The organism is Oceaniglobus ichthyenteri (assembly GCF_003057885.1).
GTDB lineage: Bacteria > Pseudomonadota > Alphaproteobacteria > Rhodobacterales > Rhodobacteraceae > Oceaniglobus > Oceaniglobus ichthyenteri.
On record NZ_QAGK01000019.1, the window covers coordinates 14918 to 33334 of the forward strand.

The 18417-nt window shown below is 62.9% G+C and carries 18 protein-coding genes and 4 pseudogenes; 12 read left to right on the plus strand and 10 right to left on the minus strand.

Features of this window, described 5'->3' with window-relative positions:
* Positions 1-114 precede the first annotated feature (114 nt).
* The 5 genes from C8265_RS18140 to C8265_RS18160 all read left to right on the plus strand — a co-directional run bounded on the left by C8265_RS18140 (position 115) and on the right by C8265_RS18160 (position 3427).
* Positions 115-543 (plus strand): MerR family transcriptional regulator, encoded by a 429-nt coding sequence (locus C8265_RS18140; RefSeq protein WP_027238634.1) that lies wholly within the window; start codon positions 115-117, stop codon positions 541-543.
* Position 544: 1 nt separating this feature from the next.
* Positions 545-862, plus strand: coding sequence for a YnfA family protein (locus C8265_RS18145; RefSeq protein ID WP_027238635.1), 318 nt, complete (start codon positions 545-547; stop codon positions 860-862).
* Between the two features lie 207 nt (positions 863-1069).
* The gene (locus tag C8265_RS18150; protein ID WP_027238636.1) at positions 1070-1669 is read left to right on the plus strand and encodes a cation efflux transmembrane domain-containing protein; all 600 of its coding nucleotides are present in this window, start codon (positions 1070-1072) and stop codon (positions 1667-1669) included.
* Between the two features lie 95 nt (positions 1670-1764).
* Positions 1765-2520 carry a transglutaminase-like domain-containing protein gene (locus C8265_RS18155; protein ID WP_027240784.1) on the plus strand — a complete coding sequence of 252 codons (756 nt, stop codon included), beginning with the start codon at positions 1765-1767 and terminating at the stop codon, positions 2518-2520.
* Positions 2510-3427, plus strand: a complete 918-nt coding sequence (locus C8265_RS18160; protein WP_027240785.1) for a cation diffusion facilitator family transporter — start codon at positions 2510-2512, stop codon at positions 3425-3427. The genes C8265_RS18155 and C8265_RS18160 overlap by 11 nt, the downstream gene beginning before the upstream one ends.
* Before the next feature lie 204 nt (positions 3428-3631).
* Here the strand turns inward: C8265_RS18160 and C8265_RS18170 are convergent.
* Positions 3632-4385: pseudogene (locus tag C8265_RS18170) on the minus strand (transposase); the annotation flags it as partial.
* A gap of 112 nt (positions 4386-4497) precedes the next feature.
* On the opposite strand from C8265_RS18170, the pseudogene C8265_RS20025 reads away from it, so the two are divergent.
* From C8265_RS20025 to C8265_RS19590, 5 genes and pseudogenes are all read left to right on the plus strand, one after another.
* Positions 4498-4608, plus strand: a pseudogene (locus C8265_RS20025) (helix-turn-helix domain-containing protein); the annotation flags it as partial.
* 220 nt (positions 4609-4828) lie between these two features.
* Entirely contained in the window at positions 4829-5803 is a 975-nt protein-coding gene (locus C8265_RS18175; RefSeq protein ID WP_164512387.1) for an ISL3 family transposase, read from the plus strand.
* Positions 5736-7094 (plus strand): annotated as a pseudogene (locus tag C8265_RS18180) (VirB4 family type IV secretion system protein); the annotation flags it as partial. The gene C8265_RS18175 and the pseudogene C8265_RS18180, both read left to right, overlap by 68 nt.
* A complete protein-coding gene (locus C8265_RS19585) occupies positions 7091-7258 on the plus strand; it encodes a hypothetical protein (RefSeq protein WP_164512388.1) in 168 nt (55 codons plus the stop codon). The pseudogene C8265_RS18180 and the gene C8265_RS19585, both read left to right, overlap by 4 nt.
* Positions 7248-7391 (plus strand): annotated as a pseudogene (locus tag C8265_RS19590) (lytic transglycosylase domain-containing protein); the annotation flags it as partial. The gene C8265_RS19585 and the pseudogene C8265_RS19590, both read left to right, overlap by 11 nt.
* 18 nt (positions 7392-7409) lie before the next feature.
* Here the strand turns inward: C8265_RS19590 and C8265_RS18185 are convergent.
* From C8265_RS18185 to C8265_RS18225, 9 genes are all read right to left on the minus strand, one after another.
* Positions 7410-7700 carry a hypothetical protein gene (locus C8265_RS18185; protein WP_009503882.1) on the minus strand — a complete coding sequence of 97 codons (291 nt, stop codon included), beginning with the start codon at positions 7698-7700 and terminating at the stop codon, positions 7410-7412.
* A 5-nt stretch (positions 7701-7705) separates the two neighbouring features.
* Positions 7706-8407 (minus strand): VIT1/CCC1 transporter family protein, encoded by a 702-nt coding sequence (locus C8265_RS18190; RefSeq protein WP_009503881.1) that lies wholly within the window; start codon positions 8405-8407, stop codon positions 7706-7708.
* Positions 8404-10311, minus strand: a complete 1908-nt coding sequence (locus C8265_RS18195) for a heavy metal translocating P-type ATPase (RefSeq protein ID WP_009503880.1) — start codon at positions 10309-10311, stop codon at positions 8404-8406. The genes C8265_RS18190 and C8265_RS18195 overlap by 4 nt, the downstream gene beginning before the upstream one ends.
* A 5-nt stretch (positions 10312-10316) precedes the next feature.
* The gene (locus C8265_RS18200) at positions 10317-11297 is read right to left on the minus strand and encodes an FAD:protein FMN transferase (protein WP_009503879.1); all 981 of its coding nucleotides are present in this window, start codon (positions 11295-11297) and stop codon (positions 10317-10319) included.
* Positions 11278-13485 carry a PepSY domain-containing protein gene (locus C8265_RS18205; RefSeq protein WP_009503878.1) on the minus strand — a complete coding sequence of 736 codons (2208 nt, stop codon included), beginning with the start codon at positions 13483-13485 and terminating at the stop codon, positions 11278-11280. The genes C8265_RS18200 and C8265_RS18205 overlap by 20 nt, the downstream gene beginning before the upstream one ends.
* 11 nt (positions 13486-13496) lie before the next feature.
* Positions 13497-13967 carry a DUF2271 domain-containing protein gene (locus tag C8265_RS18210; RefSeq protein ID WP_009503877.1) on the minus strand — a complete coding sequence of 157 codons (471 nt, stop codon included), beginning with the start codon at positions 13965-13967 and terminating at the stop codon, positions 13497-13499.
* A gap of 35 nt (positions 13968-14002) precedes the next feature.
* Positions 14003-14383 (minus strand): PepSY domain-containing protein, encoded by a 381-nt coding sequence (locus tag C8265_RS18215; protein WP_009503876.1) that lies wholly within the window; start codon positions 14381-14383, stop codon positions 14003-14005.
* A 182-nt stretch (positions 14384-14565) separates the two neighbouring features.
* Positions 14566-15915, minus strand: a complete 1350-nt coding sequence (locus C8265_RS18220; protein ID WP_234978507.1) for a ferredoxin reductase family protein — start codon at positions 15913-15915, stop codon at positions 14566-14568.
* The gene (locus C8265_RS18225; RefSeq protein ID WP_009503874.1) at positions 15908-16225 is read right to left on the minus strand and encodes a PepSY domain-containing protein; all 318 of its coding nucleotides are present in this window, start codon (positions 16223-16225) and stop codon (positions 15908-15910) included. The genes C8265_RS18220 and C8265_RS18225 overlap by 8 nt, the downstream gene beginning before the upstream one ends.
* A 145-nt stretch (positions 16226-16370) precedes the next feature.
* On the opposite strand from C8265_RS18225, the gene C8265_RS18230 reads away from it, so the two are divergent.
* Both C8265_RS18230 and C8265_RS18235 read left to right on the plus strand, forming a co-directional pair.
* Complete coding sequence (locus C8265_RS18230; RefSeq protein ID WP_009503873.1) at positions 16371-17030, plus strand: response regulator transcription factor; 660 nt, start codon at positions 16371-16373, stop codon at positions 17028-17030.
* Positions 17027-18394 carry a sensor histidine kinase gene (locus C8265_RS18235; protein WP_009503872.1) on the plus strand — a complete coding sequence of 456 codons (1368 nt, stop codon included), beginning with the start codon at positions 17027-17029 and terminating at the stop codon, positions 18392-18394. The genes C8265_RS18230 and C8265_RS18235 overlap by 4 nt, the downstream gene beginning before the upstream one ends.
* Positions 18395-18417: the final 23 nt, after the last annotated feature.

The window sequence follows — 18417 nt, forward strand, 5'->3', positions numbered from 1 at the left end:
AGAGGTTCAAGCGCGAAATCACGTTGTGGCTTAAACTCACGCGTCTGTGAATCCGGCACTTGTCTATTGAGGCGGCAAAACCTACACAGACTGTAACTTTTCATGGAGGCGAAGATGCTCACGATCGGCACTCTGTCAAAGAAGACCGGCACAAAGGTGCAGACCATTCGGTACTACGAGCAGATCGGGCTCATGCCCGAACCTGGCCGGACTGAAGGCGGACAGAGGCGCTATGACAATGCACAGCTCGACCGACTGTCCTTCATCCGCCATTCGCGACAACTCGGCTTCTCGCTTGATGCGATCCGCGAGCTGCTCGACCTCAGCGACCAGCCCAATCGGCCCTGCGAAGAAGTCGACGCGATTGCGCGTCGCCAGCTAAAGCAGGTGGAGCAGCGCATGGCCCGTCTGAAGGCGCTGCGCACCGAACTGAAACGCATGGTTCACGAATGCAGCGGTGGACGTACCGCCGATTGCAAGGTGCTTGAGGTGTTGCGGGATCATTCCGAATGTTTGACCGAACACGACGAGATCGGTGCCTGAGATGCCTGCCGCGCTTGCCTATCCGCTTGCGGCCTTGGCCGAGATCGCCGGGTGTTTCGCGATCTGGAGTTGGTGGCGCCTCGGCGCATCCGCGGCCTGGCTCGTACCCGGTATTGTAGCCTTGGTGGTATTCGGGTGGCTTCTGGCGCAAGTCGAAACGGTTGCTGCGGGCCGCGCGTTTGCCGCCTATGGCGGAGTCTACATTGCGGCTTCGATACTGTGGATGTGGCTTGCAGAGGGTCACAGACCGGACAGGTGGGATACGCTTGGCACAGCCGTTTGCTTGCTCGGCGCAGCTATAATACTGGCCGCGCCATGAACCAATTGAACTTTATGGTTTGAACTTGAAACCGTCTCAAATCGCGATCTCATCGCCCCATAAAAAGGGCTATACTCTACTTTGGTTGAGACGCCTGACTGACAGCTCCCGGCGGTCGTAAATGGAACTGACCATTATTAATCAATCCGGAACTCTGATCTGCCCGAGAGGTTGAAGGATCATAGTCGACCAAGCGGAATGGGAAGTATGACTGCAGGAAAAGGAGCAAGCGAAAGACGCACCCTTTGGATTGTTCTCGGTCTAAACGTGGGTCTTGCCATGGCCTTTTTTGCGACCGGGGCCTTCGGGGATTCCAGTGCCCTGATCGCAAACGGGCTCGACAACCTTTCAGACAGCTTGGTCTACGCAATCAGTCTGTTTGCATTGTCGCGGTCTGCGAAATGGAAACGTGGTGCGGCGAATGTCTCGGGCTGCTTGCTGATCGTGTTCGCCATCGGGATCCTTTATGATGCTTGGCGCCGCTATGTCGGTGGGTCGGATCCCCTTGGCACCGTTATGATCGTCATGGCGCTGAGCGCGGCGGCCATCAACTCAGTTTGTGTCTGGTTGCTCGCTCGGCTCAAAGATCCGGACGTCAACATCCGCGCGGCCAATACTTTCAGCTGGAACGACTTTGCGGCAAACCTCGGAATCGTGGTCGCAGGTGGCCTCGTTGCCTGGCTGGGAACGAACTGGCCCGACCTAGTCGTCGGTGTGATTATCGCCGGGATCGCGGCCTGGGGCGGCGTCAATATCCTACGCGACGCACACGGTGAACACCACAAAGCAGTTCACACGGACAAGTAGTTGCGAGAGATCGTTTCTAAAAGAAGGGGTTGAAGCTGCAGTAACTATAGAGACTAGTCTGTTCCAAGACGATTCGAGGAGCGACTCCGTTGCAGATAACCAACCCCCTACTTGCACCCACCAAACTACTGGATTTTGATGCCGCGCCTCTTGCGCATCTAATAGAGAGCCGCAGCTGGCGCGACTTATCCGAATACGATCGGATCGGAGCTGCCTATGATTTCGTTCGAAATGAAATCTCGTTCGGATACAATCGAGCTGACGACATCCCCGCATCCGAGGTACTTTCCGACGGCTACGGGCAGTGCAATACGAAAGGCACGCTCTTAATGGCGCTGCTGCGTGGTGTTGGCGTTCGTTGCCGGTTGCATGGGTTTACGATCCACAAAGGCTTGCAGCGCGGTGTTGTCCCAGAGTTGGTGTATCCGCTTGCTCCAGAGGAAATTCTCCATTCGTGGGTAGAGATCGAATTTCAAGGGGCCTGGATCAACCTTGAAGGCTTCATCCTGGATGACGCTTTCTTCGAAGTCCTGCAAAGATCGTTCTCGGACACGGACAGTCTCTGCGGTTATGGCGCGGGCACAGATTGCCTTGGCGCACCTCCCGTCGCCTGGAACGGAGAAGATACCTACATTCAGAAAACCGGCATCGTGCAAGATTTCGGCGTGTACGATACGCCCGACGCCTTCTATTTGTCCCATGAGCAATCCTTTGGAAGGCTGCGTGGTGCCCTTTACCGTCATATAATACGCCACTGGATGAATGCGCGCGTACGTGGTTTCCGCAGCGGCCGCCTGAAGACTGACCGACGCGCGACACACGCGCATGAGGAGCCTGCCAATGCCGCATGATCACGGGCACGCGAATATCGATCCGAATTCTGGGGATCGACGGGTTGCGATCGCGATCTGGGCGAATGGGCTACTTACTGTTGCGCAAATCGTCGGGGGCATATTGTCGGGCAGTCTAGCACTTATCGCCGATGCGCTGCACAACTTTTCCGATATGGCCTCGCTTGTCATTGCCTTCGCCGCGCGCAAGATCGCGCGCCGCCCGGCCGATGAGCGCATGACTTTCGGCTATGGCCGGGTCGAAATCGTCGCTGCCCTGATCAACTACACCACCCTGATCGTGATCGGCTTCTACCTGATCTACGAAGGTGGCATGCGCATGATTGATCCACCCGAAGTCATGGGGTGGACCGTCGTCATTCTCGGTGGAATTGCGCTTGTGGTCGACACGCTGACCGCAATGCTGACCTATTCGATGCAGAAGGGGAGCGTGAACATCCGCGCGCTGTTTCTCCACAACCTTTCGGACGCGTTGGCTTCAGTGGCCGTCATAGTCGGCGGGACGCTCATTATACTTTATGATATGCGTTGGGTGGATCCGGCCATCACCATCGGCATCGCGCTCTACATCCTGTATCTGTCCTTCACCGAAATAGGGGGCCCAATTCGAACCCTGATGCTTGGGAGCCCACCAGATATTGATGGAAATGACGTGGTCAGAGCGATCCAGAGTGTCGATGGCGTTGTGAACGTGCATCATGTCCACCTGTGGCAAATGCAGGAGAACACTGCGGCATTGGACTGCCATATTGTTGTCGAACGCGACCGGATGGGTGAGGCCGACAAAATTAAAGAAAACGTCAAATCGGTGCTGCATGAACGTTTCTCAATCGAGCATTCCACGCTTGAATTCGAAGCGACCGACAATGCGCATCAGGAGGCGCAGGTGTTCGGACACCGCTCATGACGATTGCCCAAGGCATACTAGTGGTCGTAGGCCTGCTGTCCGGTCTGGTTTTGATTGGTGCGCTCTTTTGGTCGATCGCCCGCCCGTCCAAGTGCATCTGGCCTCCAAACAGATATGTCGCGTAGCCCTTAAATGGGCTCTGCCTCACCTTGTGTGGCGGAAGGGTAGCATTCTCGCCCGCAACAATTAGGGACCAGCCCGGCCTTACATTGCGCGTTTGAGGGTTTTCAGGCGGTTGATCTGACCTTCCGCCTGGCCGTTGCTCCAAGACACGATTGCGTTTTTGACGGCATTGTAGTCCCGGTTCAAGGTACGGGCAAAGCACACGATGGGCGCCAGGTCGGTTTCGATCGCGTCGTCGATCCATGCAGGGAGCGGGTCTGCTTGGCGGCCACGCATGATACCGTTGAACCGCATGGTGAGGCTGCGCATCGTTGTGAAGGCGGGAGAGCCGGCCTTGAGAGTGTCGACTTTCCGGGCCTGATCCGAGGTGAGCTTTCCGCGGGGTTTGATACAAAGCGCGGCCGCGATGACCGGGGAGATCGCGTGCGCGGTTTCCGGGTCCCTATCCGGCTTCAAGATCTGGTGCTCCGAGGAGGGGGCCTTCGTTTGCTGTTCGGCTCGGCGCCAGCCCGCCAGCAGCCGCTGTAAATGCGTCAGGCTCCCGTCGTAACCACGCTCTTGGCTGAGACGGAAAAGGGCGCTTCCAGTTCGAATGCCGTCCTTCCAACTTTGGCTCAGGAACTCTTCAAAGTACCACGGCGAAGTCGGTTTCAAAGCTGCCCGCCTGCGGTCGGGCGGCGTCTCAAACTGCAGCAATTTCGCGATGCTGCGACGCGGGAACCCTGTTCGCTGCCCGATCTCGCTGCAGGGTAAGCCCCTGATTTCGGAGCGCATGGATGGTGGTGAAAATCTCGTCCCGAGACGTCCTGTGCGCGAGGCGGGACTTCAGAATGTGAATCAGCATGCAAAATTGATCCACTTAGGTGGGTTATGAGCGAGTAAAATTGACCCACCTGCGACGTTAGCATCCGCGCCGAATAGCGCGGAGGAATGAGCAGGTGATATTGATGGAAAGTGTATCGAAGATCCGTCGTTGGATTTTGGTTGAAGGTCGCAGTATCCGATCTGTGGCGCGGGCAACCGGTTTGTCGCGGAACACGATCAAGAAGTATCTGAAGGATGCGAGCCCGCCAAGCTATCAGCGGCAAGCGCCACCGGCCCGGCATAAGCTGTGCGATGGATTTGACACGCGGCTTCAAGAGCTCTTCGAGCAGGATCAAAAACGCCCACCTCGGGAACGGCGGACGGCCACGAGGTGTCGCGTAGCCCTTAATTGGGCTCTGCCTCACTTTGTGTGGCGGAACTATCCTGAAACTGGAAAATTCAGGAGGGATAGTTGTGATTTCGAAGAAGCACTGGTCGCCCGGGAGCGATGTTGCCGTTCAAAGCGTTGATCGAAGTGAATCCGGCGGGTGGATTGTATCGGGCAGTCTGACACCAAGCGGCATCTGCCCAGACTGTGGATTGCATTCGCGACGTCGTCACGGTTGGCGGCGTCGGCGGCTGCAGGATTATCCCGCCCATGGAGACGAGGTAACGGTTGATCTCGCGGTTTGCCGTTGGCGATGTCAGGCACCCGCTTGCCCACGTCGGACTTTCTCGGACCAGATCGCATGGATTGCGCGTCCTTTTGCACGTCGTACGTCGCGTGTCGGGGAGATTGTCAGCCATCTTGGGCATGCGGCAGGCGGGCGACCTGCCGAGCGGCTCTTGCACCGATTGGGACTTGGGGTCAGCGATGACACGGTGCTCAGGCATCTGAAGAAGCGTGCTCAAGGCACCGCCGAGCCGCCAACAGTCATCGGGATCGACGACTGGAGCTGGCGGAAGTCGCAAACCTACGGCACGATCATTGTGGACCTGGAGCGTCGCGTGGTCATCGATGTTCTCGAGGATCGAGATGTCGTCACTTGCACCAACTGGCTGAAGCGACACCCCGATGTGGAAGTGATCAGCAGAGATCGGTGCGGCCTCTACGCCCAGGCTGCACGGCAAGGGGCACCGCAGGCGAAGCAGGTCGCTGATCGGTTCCATATCGTGCAGAACCTGCGGCAGGCCATCGAGGAGCAAATGAACCTTCACGGCCGTGCGACCGGCAGAGCGCTGTTGTCCGACGCTGACAACATTACCGCAGCCGGAAGCCTTCTGAAGTCCCGCCTTGCGCACAGGACGTCTCGGGAAGAGATTTTCACCACCATCCATGCGCTCCGAAATCAGGGGCTTTCCTGCAGCGAGATCGGGCGGCGAGCTGCAGACGCTCAGCGCAGAGATCGTGAATGCCGCCGCGACCGAAGGCGTGAAGATGATCGGTGAGCGGGTCGCGGCCAAGGCGCATTACCTCAGCCAGCACCCCGGCAACCAGCCCAAGCGCGTCCGCGCCAGCGCTGTCACCAATCGCAATTTCGCGGATTTCGCGGCCTTCCACCGGACACAGCTCGGCAAACCCGCAGCACTTACCCCCTGGGGCCGGGTTATCACCTATCTGCCCACTCCGGAGCAGAGCGCCTACCGGTTTTCCTATCACGAGCAGGGATCGCCCGACAAAGAACCGACCAGCGGCCATACCCTGATCATGGGGCGGCCCGGGTCTGGCAAATCGGTGCTGTCGGCCTTTCTGATGACCCAGGCCCGTCGCGCAGGGGCGCGGATCTTCGTCTTCGATTACCGTCTTGGCATGGAGATGGCGGTGCGCGCCAATGGCGGGCGCTACGCCTCCCTGAACGCCGGCCAGCCCACGGGTCTCAACCCGCTCTGGACAGAGACCGATGCGCGCGGCACCGCCTGGCTCTCGGATTGGCTCACAACCCTGCTCTACCGCGCCGACAAGCCCCTGACCCCGGCGCAGACCAACCGCATCCAGGAGGTCGTGCGCCAGAATGCCCAGGCCACCAATCCGGCCCTGCGGAACTGGCGGGATTTCGCATCGCTCTTCGTGTCCACCGATGATGGCGGCGATCTGCACCAGCGCCTGCTCGAATGGACCGAAGAGGGCCGCTATGGCTGGATCTTCGGGCAGAGCCTTGAGGACACGTTCTCGCTCAAAGGCGATGTGGTGGGCTTTGATCTGACCGGCATTCTCGACAGCGAGGCCGACAAGGAGCGGATGGCGGTCCTCTCCTATCTCTTCCGCCGGGTCGAGCGCGAGATCGAGGATCGGCGCCCCACCATCATCGTGATCGACGAGGCCTGGAAGGCGCTCGATAACGCGTATTTCGCCGAGCGGCTGTCGAACTGGCTCGTGACCGCCCGCAAGCAGAACACCGTTGCCGTGATGATGACGCAATATGCAAGCCAGCTCGAACGCACCCGGACCGGCAAGACCATCGTCGAGGCCGTTCCAACGCAGATCCTGCTGCCCAATATTCGCGCGCAGCCTGCGGATTACGCCATGCTGAACCTCACGGAGAAGGAGCTCGACGTCCTTCTCAACACGGGCAGCAACAGCCGCTTGGCGCTGATCCGCGACGATCAGGGCTCGATCGTTGTCGATGCCGATCTGAGCGCGCTTGGACCCAATCTCACCATCCTTGGCGGCATGGAAAAAGGCGAGGCGCTCGTCGGCGCCGATTACCGCGACCGCCCGGACTTCTGGAGGTTTTCATGATCCGTATTCACTTGTCCCTGACAGCACTCGGCCTGCTCGCTTCCTGTGCGCAGTATCGCGAACCGCAGGCAAACTGCTTCACCTTCCTGGCCTCGACAGCCCCTGTCGCGCCTGATTGCACCTTCACGCCTCTAGATGCGCCGGAGGGCGACATTGAAGTCTAGCCTGCCTCATATCCTGGCGTTTTGCCTGCTGCCCAGTCTGGTCGCCGCACAAGGCGTACCCACCAATGACAGTGGGTTGACCGCGCGCGACATCGTCGAAACTGGCGATCGCGAGGCCGATCTGGCGATCCAGCCCCTGCGGTGATTGAGACTACTTAAGCCGATCAACAATCGATGCCCCGCCCGACCTGGCAAGCGCGATCAGGCTGGACTGGATTTTGGATGTGAAGACGGAACTGAACGTGCCGATGGGCGTGCGGTCCTCCCAGACATAGGACCGCTCCAGAATATCGGTGTTGATCTCGTCCAGCATGACCCATTTGCGGACATGGGTTTCTGACCCCACGCGCTGCGACTCGATCTGTGGCACCTCGATGATCAGCACGATGTTGACGAGCGTTGCCGCAACAAGCAGCCGGAGCGGGGTTCGGGTACACCCCATTGACTCTAGCCTACGGCGACCCCGAACAGCGCACCGACCCCGGCTGTCGCCGCCATTGCAAGCGCTCCCCATAGCGTGACCCGCGTGGCCCCACGGACGACGCCTGCGCCGCCGGCCGAAGCGCCCAATCCGCCAAGAACCGCAAGGCCAAGGATCGTCGATCCCGCCACCAGGGGAGCGATCTGCGCCTCCGAGACCAGCAGCACGACGATCAGGGGCAGCACCGCCCCAACGGCGAAGGTCAGTGCGGACACCAGAGCCGCCTGGATAGGGCGGGCGGTAAAGGTTTCCGAAATGCCGAGCTCGTCGCGCGCATGCGATCCGAGCGCGTCGCGTTCAGTCAGTTGCACGGCAACCTTTTTCGCCAGGTCGCGGTCCAGCCCCCTTTCAACATAAATCAGGGTTAGTTCCTCGAGCTCGGCCTCGGGCGTTTCCTCGAGTTCACGGCTCTCTCGGGCGAGGTCCGCCTGTTCGGCGTCAGTTTGCGAGCTGACCGAGACATACTCCCCCGCCGCCATCGACATCGCACCAGCCATAAGCCCGGCCAGCCCGGCGATCATGACCTCGGGCTTGCCGGAGCCTGCGGCCGCGACGCCGACGACGAGGCTCGCGGTCGAGACAAGACCATCGTTGGCTCCGAGAACGGCGGCCCGCAACCAGCCGATGCGATGCACCATATGGATTTCAGAATGTGATAGACGGCTCATGGCGTGGCTCCTTGAACGATGTCACCTTGCTCTGACGTGATGGCCTGTGGTTTGCCCGTAGCTGGCTCCTGCGGCGCGATGCGCAGCGCGCGCAGGGCGTTCAGGATCACGGCAACGTCGATCACTTCTTGCAGGAGCGCGCCCTGGACCGGCGTGAGGTAGCCGAAAGCGGCCGCGATCATGCCCATGACAGACAGGCCGATCCCGGCGACAACGCTTTCGACCGCTATCCGCCGCGAGGCCCGCGCGATCTCGATGCCGGGCCCCAGCCGGTCGATCCGGTCGACGAGCAGCACCACGTCGGCGGCCTCGGCCGAGGCCGCGGCGCCCCGTGCCCCCATTGCCACGCCTACATCGGCTGCGGCCAGGGCGGGCGCGTCGTTGACACCATCACCCACCATCATCACCGGCCCGTGTTTATGCTCGGAAAGCACCAGTAACACCTTTTGATCCGGCGTCAGACCGGCCCGCAGCCCGTCGAGGCCCAGCCCCTCGGTCACGCGCTCGGCCACGTCCGCGCGGTCGCCAGTAGCCAGAAGGATGCGCGCGATCCCTTGACGGCGCAGACCGTCCAGCATGGCACCCGCTCCCTCGCGCAGCGGGTCGGACATGACGAGGTGCCCGGCCATGTGACCGTCAACTGCCACTGCGACAAGGACCGATCCGGCGCCCTTGGCGGGGTGATCGCCCACCATCCGCCCGACACGGGACGCCACGAAGCCGTCGCCGCCGACGATCACCTCGCGGTCCTCCACACGACCCAAGACCCCTTCGCCCGGGATCTCAGCCACTTCTGTCGGAACGGGCAGTGTGAAGGCCCGCGCCTTTGCGGCAGCGACGATGGCCTGCGCCACAGGGTGTTTCGATGCCTGATCGAGCGCGGCGGCAAGGCGGAGGATGTCGTCCTCGGTCATGCCATCGTGGCTGTCGATCGAGATGATCTGCGGACGGCCATCTGTCAGCGTCCCCGTCTTGTCGAGGATCAGCGTACGGATGCGCGCCATTGTCTCGAGCGGCCCTGCGCCCTTGATCAAAACGCCAAAATGCGCCGCACGCGAGAGACCCGCGACCAGTGCGACCGGCACGGCAAGGATCAGCGGACAGGGCGTGGCGACCACCAGCACGGCGACCGCGCGGATCGGATCGCCTGTGAACCACCAGGCCGCGAAGGCGATACTGACGGTGACGACCAGAAAGCCCAGCGACCAGCGGTCGGCCAGCCGGGACATCGGCGCTTTGGACGCCTGCGCTTCCTCCACTAGACGAACGATCCCGGCATAGGTGCTGTCCTTGGCCTCGCGCGTCGCCGTCAGGTCGAAGGCCTCGCCCGCGTTGGTCGATCCGCTCATGGCGTCGGCCCCGCGCGCCAGCCGGACTGGCAGGGACTCACCCGTCAGCGCCGCGGTGTCGAGGAAGGCGGTGTCGGACGCCACCGTGCCGTCCACGGGAACGACATCACCCTGCCGGATCAGCAGGCGATCGCCCGGTGCGATCTCCTCGAGAGGCACATCCTCAAGACCGCCGTTCCGGTGCCGCGTCGCGGTCCGGGGTACGCGGGATAAAAGATCCTTCATCGAACGACGTGCACGGCCCTCAGCGAAGGCTTCGAGGAAAGTGCCTCCAGAATACATGACTGCGACGACAGCCGCAGCCAAGGTCTCGCCGAAGACAAGCGCCGCCGACATCGACAGCGCGGCAACGATATCGAGGCCCACCTCGCCGCGCCCAATGCTCCGGACGATTTCGACCACAAGCGCTGCCAGCGCGGGAACAACTCCTGCAATCCAGATCAGGGTCGCGATCTCTGGTTGGCCCGCAAGGTAGAATGCGAGTCCCACGATCAGCCCGGTTGCGGCCATCAGCAGGAGTGCGGTCTTGAAGCGATCGGTACGGGTCTGTTCCATGCGGCTCATCTTCCCCCGGCTGAGGCGATTGCCGCTGGTTCTTCGGAAAAAAGACGCCCGACTCCCACGCCCATTGCATTGCCTTCATCATCGCACAGAAGAAACAGGGCGTCGAGTCCACGTTGTCTTGCGAGGTCCGCACCCCTCTCCGCACCGAGCACCATCAGCGCCGTCGCCCAAGCATCGGCCTCGGCACAGGTGCGGGCCACGACGGTGACGGAGGCGGGCGGCGCGATCAGCGGCGCGCCACGTCTCGGATCCATGGTATGCGACAGGCGGCACCCCTGAACCTCCACCCAATGGCGGTAGTCACCGGATGTCGCGACGGCGGCGTCCTGCAGCGCCAGAACCGATTGCGGCGTCCGGCGATCAGGGTCCGGCGCTTCTACCGCGATGATCCATGCCTCGCCATCGGGGCGCAGGCCCATGGCACGCATCTCACCGTCGATGCCGACAAGGGCGTCGGCAATCCCATGATCGCGCAAGGTCTCGGCGAGCTGGTCGACGCCATAGCCCTTGGCGATGCCGTTCAGATCCAGCGCAATGGGCGCGGTCTTGCGCAACTGCATCCCCTCGATCTCCAGCACCTCCTGCGCCGGGCGGCGGGGGGCGTCCATCGCGGCGCGGATACCCTCGGGCGCGGCGGCCCCGGGCCCGAAGCCCCAGGCCGTCACCGCATCGCCCATTCCGATATCGAAGGCCCCGCCCGAGGCGCGCCCGATCTCGAGCCCGAGGCGCAGGACCGCCCGCAGTTGCTCCGGCACCACCACCCAATCGCCCACCGGCGCCGCGTTGATCCGCATGAGCGCGCTCTCCGCGTTCCACGTCGACATCTGCGTGTCCACCTCGTCGACAACCGCCTGAAGGGCGGCACGGATTGCATCCGTGTCGCGGCCCCGATCCGCGAAGAACAGGGCCGACCAGCGCGTGCCCATGGTGGGGCCGTTCAGGACGATGCGCGCGCGCTCAGTAGACATCTTCGACATACCGCCCCTCCGCCTTCAGAACTGCGGGCGTCAACCCGAATGGTGAGAGAATTTCGGCCAGCGCATCGGTCACACCCATGGCCATGTCGCGCCCGCCGCAGACCATCACGCGGGCCCCGTTGCGAAGCAAACGCGCAACTTCGGTGGCCTCTCCACGCAGCGCGTCCTGCACGTAATGCGGAAGCGTCCCGCGCGAGACGGCCGTGACAAGCCGGGTCAACCGCCCCTCTGCCTGCCAGCCGGCCATCTCCTCGCCATAGAAGAAATCGCTGTCCGCATGCCGCATGCCGAAGAACAGGTGCACGGGCCTGTGCCGCGCATTGCCGCGGATGAAGCCCGCCAGCGGCCCGATGCCGGTGCCCGCCCCGATCAGGATCAGCGGGGTGCGACCGCGACCGGCGTGAAAGCCGGGATTGCGCCGCAGAAAGGCCCGGACCGTATCGCCCGGTTCCAGCGCGGTCAGCTGGCCCGAGGCCAGACCGCCCGGATGCTTGCGCACCACGATCTCGACGAACCCGTCGCGCCGGCCCGAGGCCAGCGAATAGAGGCGCGGCACCGGGCTGCCCTGCGGCAGGACGCCGATCAGGTCGCCCGCCTGGAACCGTGCGAAGCCCGTGCCCGTCAGCCGCTGCCACGGCGTTGCGCGCGGCAGGGCGAAGCGCAGGATCGCGGCCCCCGCCTGCATCTCGGCCCCGTAGTTGCGCCGCGAGACGAGGGTCAATGTTTCGGTGCGCGGCGAGACGGGCTGGTGAAAAAGCTCGAGAGAGATGCTAAGCGCCTCGCCAAGAGCGCGGCCCCAGCGCGCGAAATCCTGTGGCGATTGGCGGTCGATCGTGTCCAGCGGCATGAGTTCGGCCCAGCCCTTCGCCTGCGCCGCTGCCGCAACGGCGTTGGCGAAGGCGCAATAGGCCGGAAAGCTGCGGTCGCCGAAGCCGAGCACGGCCATCTGGATATCAGGCACAGGGGCCGACGCGTTCAGCCGGTCGAGAAAGCCCTTCGCCGAGGACGGAGCGGCACCATCGCCATAGGTCGCGGCGAGCAGGATGATGCGCTCGGCACGGGCGTAGCGCTCTGGCGCGAAGCCCGACATCGGGCCAACATGGACGCCCTGCCCCGCTGCCGTCAGCGCGGCATGCAGGGTCGCGGCGAAGCCCCAGGTGCTGCCACCCTCGCTGCCGACAAGAATGATCGTCTCGGCACGGCCCGCGGGCTGGTTGCCCCGGATGCGCGGCCGCCCGCGCCGCCCGGCAAGCCAGATCAAGACGCCGGTCACGCCCATCGCCGGCACTCCGAGCGCCATCATCCCGAGCACAAGGCCGAGCGTCGCGGCCCCCTGCCCCGTGTGCAGCATGTAAATGGTTTCCGAGACGCGCTCCCACCCGGTCAGGTCGGCCCATGCCACGAGCGCGCCGGTTCCCTGGTCAAGATAGCCGGTGCCCCGGTCGGTCTTCAGTGTGAACACGTCCGTCGCGTCGCCGGGATAGGGAAAGCTCAGTTCGCGCAGCTCGGCGACGGGGGCCTGCAGCAGCGTGGCCATCTGATCGAGAGCGAACCCAATTTCTCCGCTCACTTCGGTGGGATCAGCCGGCAGGACGCTACCGTCCGGCAGAAGATCGAAGGTGGAGGCTGTCATCCAGAGGGCGGTGGTGGAGGACAGAACGAGGCCGATGACGGCGATCCGGGCGATCTCGACATGCAGCCTGCCCGCGAACGGACCACGCAAGGACGCGAACCAGTGCCGCCATCCGCCCGCCCGTCGCGCGACCAGCATAGCACCCGAGAGCGAGAGGACCAGCATCGCCGCGGCCCCGGCGGCCATGGCGATACGCCCGCCATCTCCGAGGAAGAGCGAGCGATGAAAGTTGGTGAGCCAGCGAAGGGCCTGGTTCGGGTCGGCCGAGGCCACGCCCGCGCCCGTCGCCGGGTCGATCACGGCAGCACCCGGCGCGCCCTGATCGAACCAATAGGCGGTGATCCGACCGGAGGGCGACCGCCGGATCTGCTCGACGCCCGGATAGACGACCTGGATGCGGTCCGCGAGGGTGGCGACTGTCAGGCCAGTCTCCACCTGCGGCGCGGTGATGCGCTCGACTGCCGGAAAGACCGAGAGCGCAGCGCCGCTCAGGCTCAGGATCGTGACGAGCGCGAGTGCCAGAAGACCCGGCCAGCGATGGAGTATACGGATCATGGCCCTGCCCCTCACATGTCGTAGGAGAAGTTGGCGATGTAGCGCCGCCCGGTCACCGGAGTGCCCGCGCCCGCCGTCGTCAGCGGCACGGCCACCTCGTTCGGGCTGTCGCGCATATCCTCGACCGCCGCGTCGATGTGCAGCGTGTAGCCCGCATCGAACAGCGCATCGGCCAGATCAAGCGTGATTTCGAGACTGCGGCCCGCGCCGACGCTGGCGCCGGTGATGCCGTTTACCTCCGCGGTATCGCCGCCCGTGGCACGGTACCAGTCGCTAAGATGCTCGTAGTACTTGGACTTGTCGCCGGCCATCCAGAGACTGCCGACATAGGCGCCCGAGGCGTCGGTTACGTAAAGCGCGAGGTAAGCGCCGTCGCCGCCATAGTTGTTAAGGGTGGTTGTGAGCGTCACGGGCCGTGCCATAGCGAGGCCGGGAAGCGTGAGTGCGGTGGTAAGCGCGAGCGTTGCGAGAAGTGATTTCATGGGAATGATCCTTGTTCAGGGTGCTTCGGAGCTGTTCAGTTCACCTGAACCTGCGGAGGGGCGCCGTTTCCGAAGAGGCCGTTCTGCGGAGGAGCGACCGTTCCAGCGGGCGCGGGATTGCGGGCGCCACCGCGGTCGTCGTCATCATCCTCGTAGTCCATCTCGACGATCTGCAGCGTCGCCGGATCGAGCTTCACCTCGATCTCGCGACCATCCTGGTCTCGGCCTTCGATTTCGTAGCAGCCGTCGTCGATCTCGAAGTCGCGCACCGTCCAACCGTTCTGTTCGGCCATCTGCATGGCGGCCTCGCGCGGCTGCCACTGGTCACGGGGCGCATTGCAATCATCGTCGTCGGCCAGCGCAGCGCCGGCGGGCAAAAGTGCGATCAGGGCAAGGGCGGTCAGGGTCTTTTTCATGGCAAGGAGTCCTTTCGTTTGATGAGACCAATCTGGCACCCCGACCTGAGGGCATCCTGACGCCCCAGCGATTCCTGCTTCAGCTTGCCGTCAGGAAAATGGCCCCGCCGATGAGGGCGGGGCCAAAAAAAGATGCGAGCGCAGGCTACAGGGCTGGCATGGCTATGCGCCCTGCCCCGCGTTCAGGTGAATTCGAACTGCTCGAAGCGGACACGGCGAGGCGTTTGGCCTTGTGCTTTCAAGCCCTTGAGAATCCCGTCCTTCAGACCGGTTGGGCCGCAGAACCACAAATCGGCTTGCCGGATCGCGAAAGGGACCGCGCCAATCAGGCGCTCGGCCGTGAGCCTGCCATCGCGCGTCGTAACGACCACCTCGAAACTGAACCTCGGGTTGCGGGCAGCCGCAGCGCGCAGCGTCTCTACCCCAATCGCCTCCTCTTGTGTCCGAACGCAGTGGATGAGGTGAATGTCGCGGCTATCCGCTTCGCTCAGGCTTTCGGCCCAGGCGAGGAACGGCGTGATACCGATGCCGCCCGCCAGCCATATCTGGCGCGCACCGCCCTTGCGGAAATTGAACCGTCCATATGGCCCTTCGACCTGCACGCGCGTTCCGGTCCGCAAGATGGCGAGCAGGCTTCGTGTCCAGCCACCCAAGCCCCGGATGGAGAACGTCAGGGTGCCGTCAGGGCGCGGGGCGCTGGCGATCGTGAAGGGGTGCGGCTCGGACAGTCCTGCCTCTGGCGCGCGGAAGAAGGCGAATTGCCCCGGCCGCCACCGCATTGCCCGCCCCTCGGGGCGGAGGGTTAGCGTGGTGGTGTCCTTGGTCTGGCTGATCTCTGTGACGGTGAATTCTCTACGCCGCAGGTACGGGGCGACCAGCTCGGTGAATATCCACGCGATCACTCCCGCGATGCCAAATGTGTTTAGAAGCACCGAGAGCGATGGATCTACCTCTGTCGGCAGGTCGACGAAGAACTGGTGAAAGACCACGATTGCAAAAAGGGCCCCCATGAAACGATGGCTGAACCGCCAGATCTGATAGGGGATTTCCAGTGGGGTGAAGGGCAATCTCCGGAACCAGCTGACAGCAACCAGGGCGAGAAGCGCGTTGAAGGCAAGTTCGCCCGCCTCTTCACCAAGTTCACCAAGAGAGGTTTCACGCACCAAACGCTCGAAATCCGGCTCGATCTGCTGGTGCAGGATCATCAGGAGCATTGCGGAAATACCAAGCCACTTGTGGAAACGGTACATGCGATCGAGACCGCCGAACAATGGTTCCACCAGCGGCGGCCGTGCGGCGAGGATCAGGGTCTGTGCCATCGCGACAACTGCCGCGGCCCCGACGGCAATGCCAAGTGCTGCATCCGCGCCATAGGGCGCATAGGTGTTGAACCCGATCAGTGCCGCCAGCAGGCATGGCAACGCAACCAGCACCGGGCCCGTCAGAGCTAGAGGAGAGTTTAGGGAAAGCCGGGAGAGTGGCGGCAGGCCCGGCACCGGGACATTACCGTCGCGACGCGCTGCATCAGTCATCGTCGCGTCTCTCGTGATCCCGCTCGCGGCGATCATCCTCGTCGTCCTCGTATTCGAACTCGATTATCTCCAGCGTGGCCGGGTGGACAGTCACCTCGATCGCACGCCCCTCGGCATCCCTCCCATCGATCTCGTAGCAGCCGTCATCGATCTTGATCCGGCGCACCGTCCAACCATTTTCCTCAGCCAGCATGGCAACAGCATCGCGCGGCTGCCAGTCGGCCATCGGCACGAAGCAATCGTCGTCAGCCAGCGCCGCGCCGACCGGAAAGACCGCGAGAAAGCCGATAATTGTCAATGTCTTCTTCATGGGGCACACTCCTAGTGGCTCGCCTCTTGATGCCATTCATGCGCCGCGAAGCTGACGGCAGCCTGAAGGGGCTCGACCCACAAGCTTCAGCTTCGTGTCAGCCAGACGGATCATGGAGGGACATCAGGAAAGGACGGGTACGACCATGCGCATATTGCTGATCGAGGACGACACGACTCTTGGCGCTGCCGTGCGCGACCAGATCGCAGCTGATGGCCAGTCAGTAGACTGGGTCACGCGGCTAGACGCGGCGGCAGACGCGATGAGCGCAACCTCCTACGACCTGCTCCTGCTCGACCTCATGCTGCCAGACGGACGTGGTATCGGGTTCCTCAAGGGCCTCAGGACGCGTGGAGACGTGACGCCGGTCATCATCCTGACGGCGCTCGACCAGGTGTCCGATAGGATCGAAGGCCTCAATGCGGGCGCTGACGACTATCTTGTGAAGCCCTTCGACCTGTCGGAACTGTCGGCACGGATCGGATCGGTCGCGCGGCGCTACAGCGGCAACCCCAACCCGATCCTGACCCACGGACCGCTCGACATCGACCTTGCCGCGCGCAGCGTCCATCGGGATGGCAGACATGTGCCGCTGACGGCGCGGGAATGGGCGCTCTTCGAGGCCTTCCTGGCGCGTCCCGGGCAGCTCCTGTCCAAGGCGCAGTTGGAGGAGAAGCTCTACGCTTTCGACGCCGAAGTCGAGAGCAACACCATCGAGGTGCACGTGAGCCGCCTGCGCAAGAAACTGGGGAGCGCCATCATCGAGACCGAGCGCGGCATGGGTTACCGGCTGGGCAAGCCATGATGTGGCCATCCAGCCTTCAGGTACGGCTCGGCTTGTCACTCGGCCTTGTGCTGACGATCCTCTGGCTCGCCGCCGCCACGGTTACCGCGGTGATCGTTCGGGGCGAGATGGATGAGGTCTTCGACAGCGCCCTACGCGAAACCGCCGAGCGCATCCTGCCGCTGGCCGTGACCGACATCGTCGGGCGAGAAGATCAGGGTGTGACGCAGCGCCTCGCGCCGATCCGGGAGCATGACGAGTTCTTCACCTACATCGTACGCGATGCCGAGGGACGCATTTTGCTGCAATCCCATGCGGCGGACCCTGCCGTGTTTCCTCCATACGATGGTCCGGGATTTGGGCAGAACGCCACACATCGCCTCTACAGCGACGCGGCGCTCCAGGGGACGATCAGCATCACCGTGGCCGAACCGTTGGCGCATCGCGCTTCGGTTGCTCGGGAAATCCAGATGAGCCTTGGCCTGCCGCTGCTGGTTGTGCTGCCGTTGGCGCTCGCGTCGATTATTCTCGCTGTGCGCTTTAGCCTCGCCCCTCTCCATCGGTTCCGTACGCGGCTTGAAGCGCGCGGCGTGCGCGACCTGTCAGAAGTACCCGCGGCCGACCTGCCGACGGAAATCGGCCCGCTGGCTGCAACCTTGAACAGCCTTTTGGCTCGGTTGCGCGACGCGTTCGAGGCTGAGCGAAGTTTTGCAGCCAATGCGGCTCATGAACTAAGGACACCATTGGCGGGCGCTATCGCCCAGGCGCAGCGACTGCGGTCAGAGACCAAAGATCCGACCATCGACGCGCGCGCCGCCGAGATCGAGGCGACGCTCAAGCGTCTCGCTCGGCTGTCCGAACGTCTCCTGCAGCTTGCGCGGGCGGAAGGCGGTAGACTTCGGATGGACCAGAGCGCTGATGTCAGAACCATCACTCGGGTCGTGGTGGAAGATATTGCGCGCAGCACAGAGAACGGGCGCCTTATGTTGAACTTGCCGGACACGCCTGTCTTGTCTGATATCGACCCCGACGCATTGGGAATTCTGTGCCGGAATCTGGTGGAAAACGCCCTACGCCACGGGGCGCAGAATGCCCCAGTCGAGGTTACACTCACGAGCGACGGGCAGTTGATCGTGGCGAACGAGGGCCCCGCGGTAGCAACCCAAACACTCGAACGCCTGACAGGGCGCTTCGAGAGGGCAGATGCAAAAACTGATGGTAGCGGGCTTGGCCTCGCTATCGTCTCAGCCATCGCAGAACGGATCGAAACCTCTCTCTTGCTCCAGTCACCACGTCCCGGTGAAACTTCTGGATTTCAGGCATCCGTCAGATTGCCAACGGATGCTCCAAATGCCCATGTGAAAGATCGGGAGCATTGGCCTTGAAGTCTCACGTCGCAGCGCCCCGA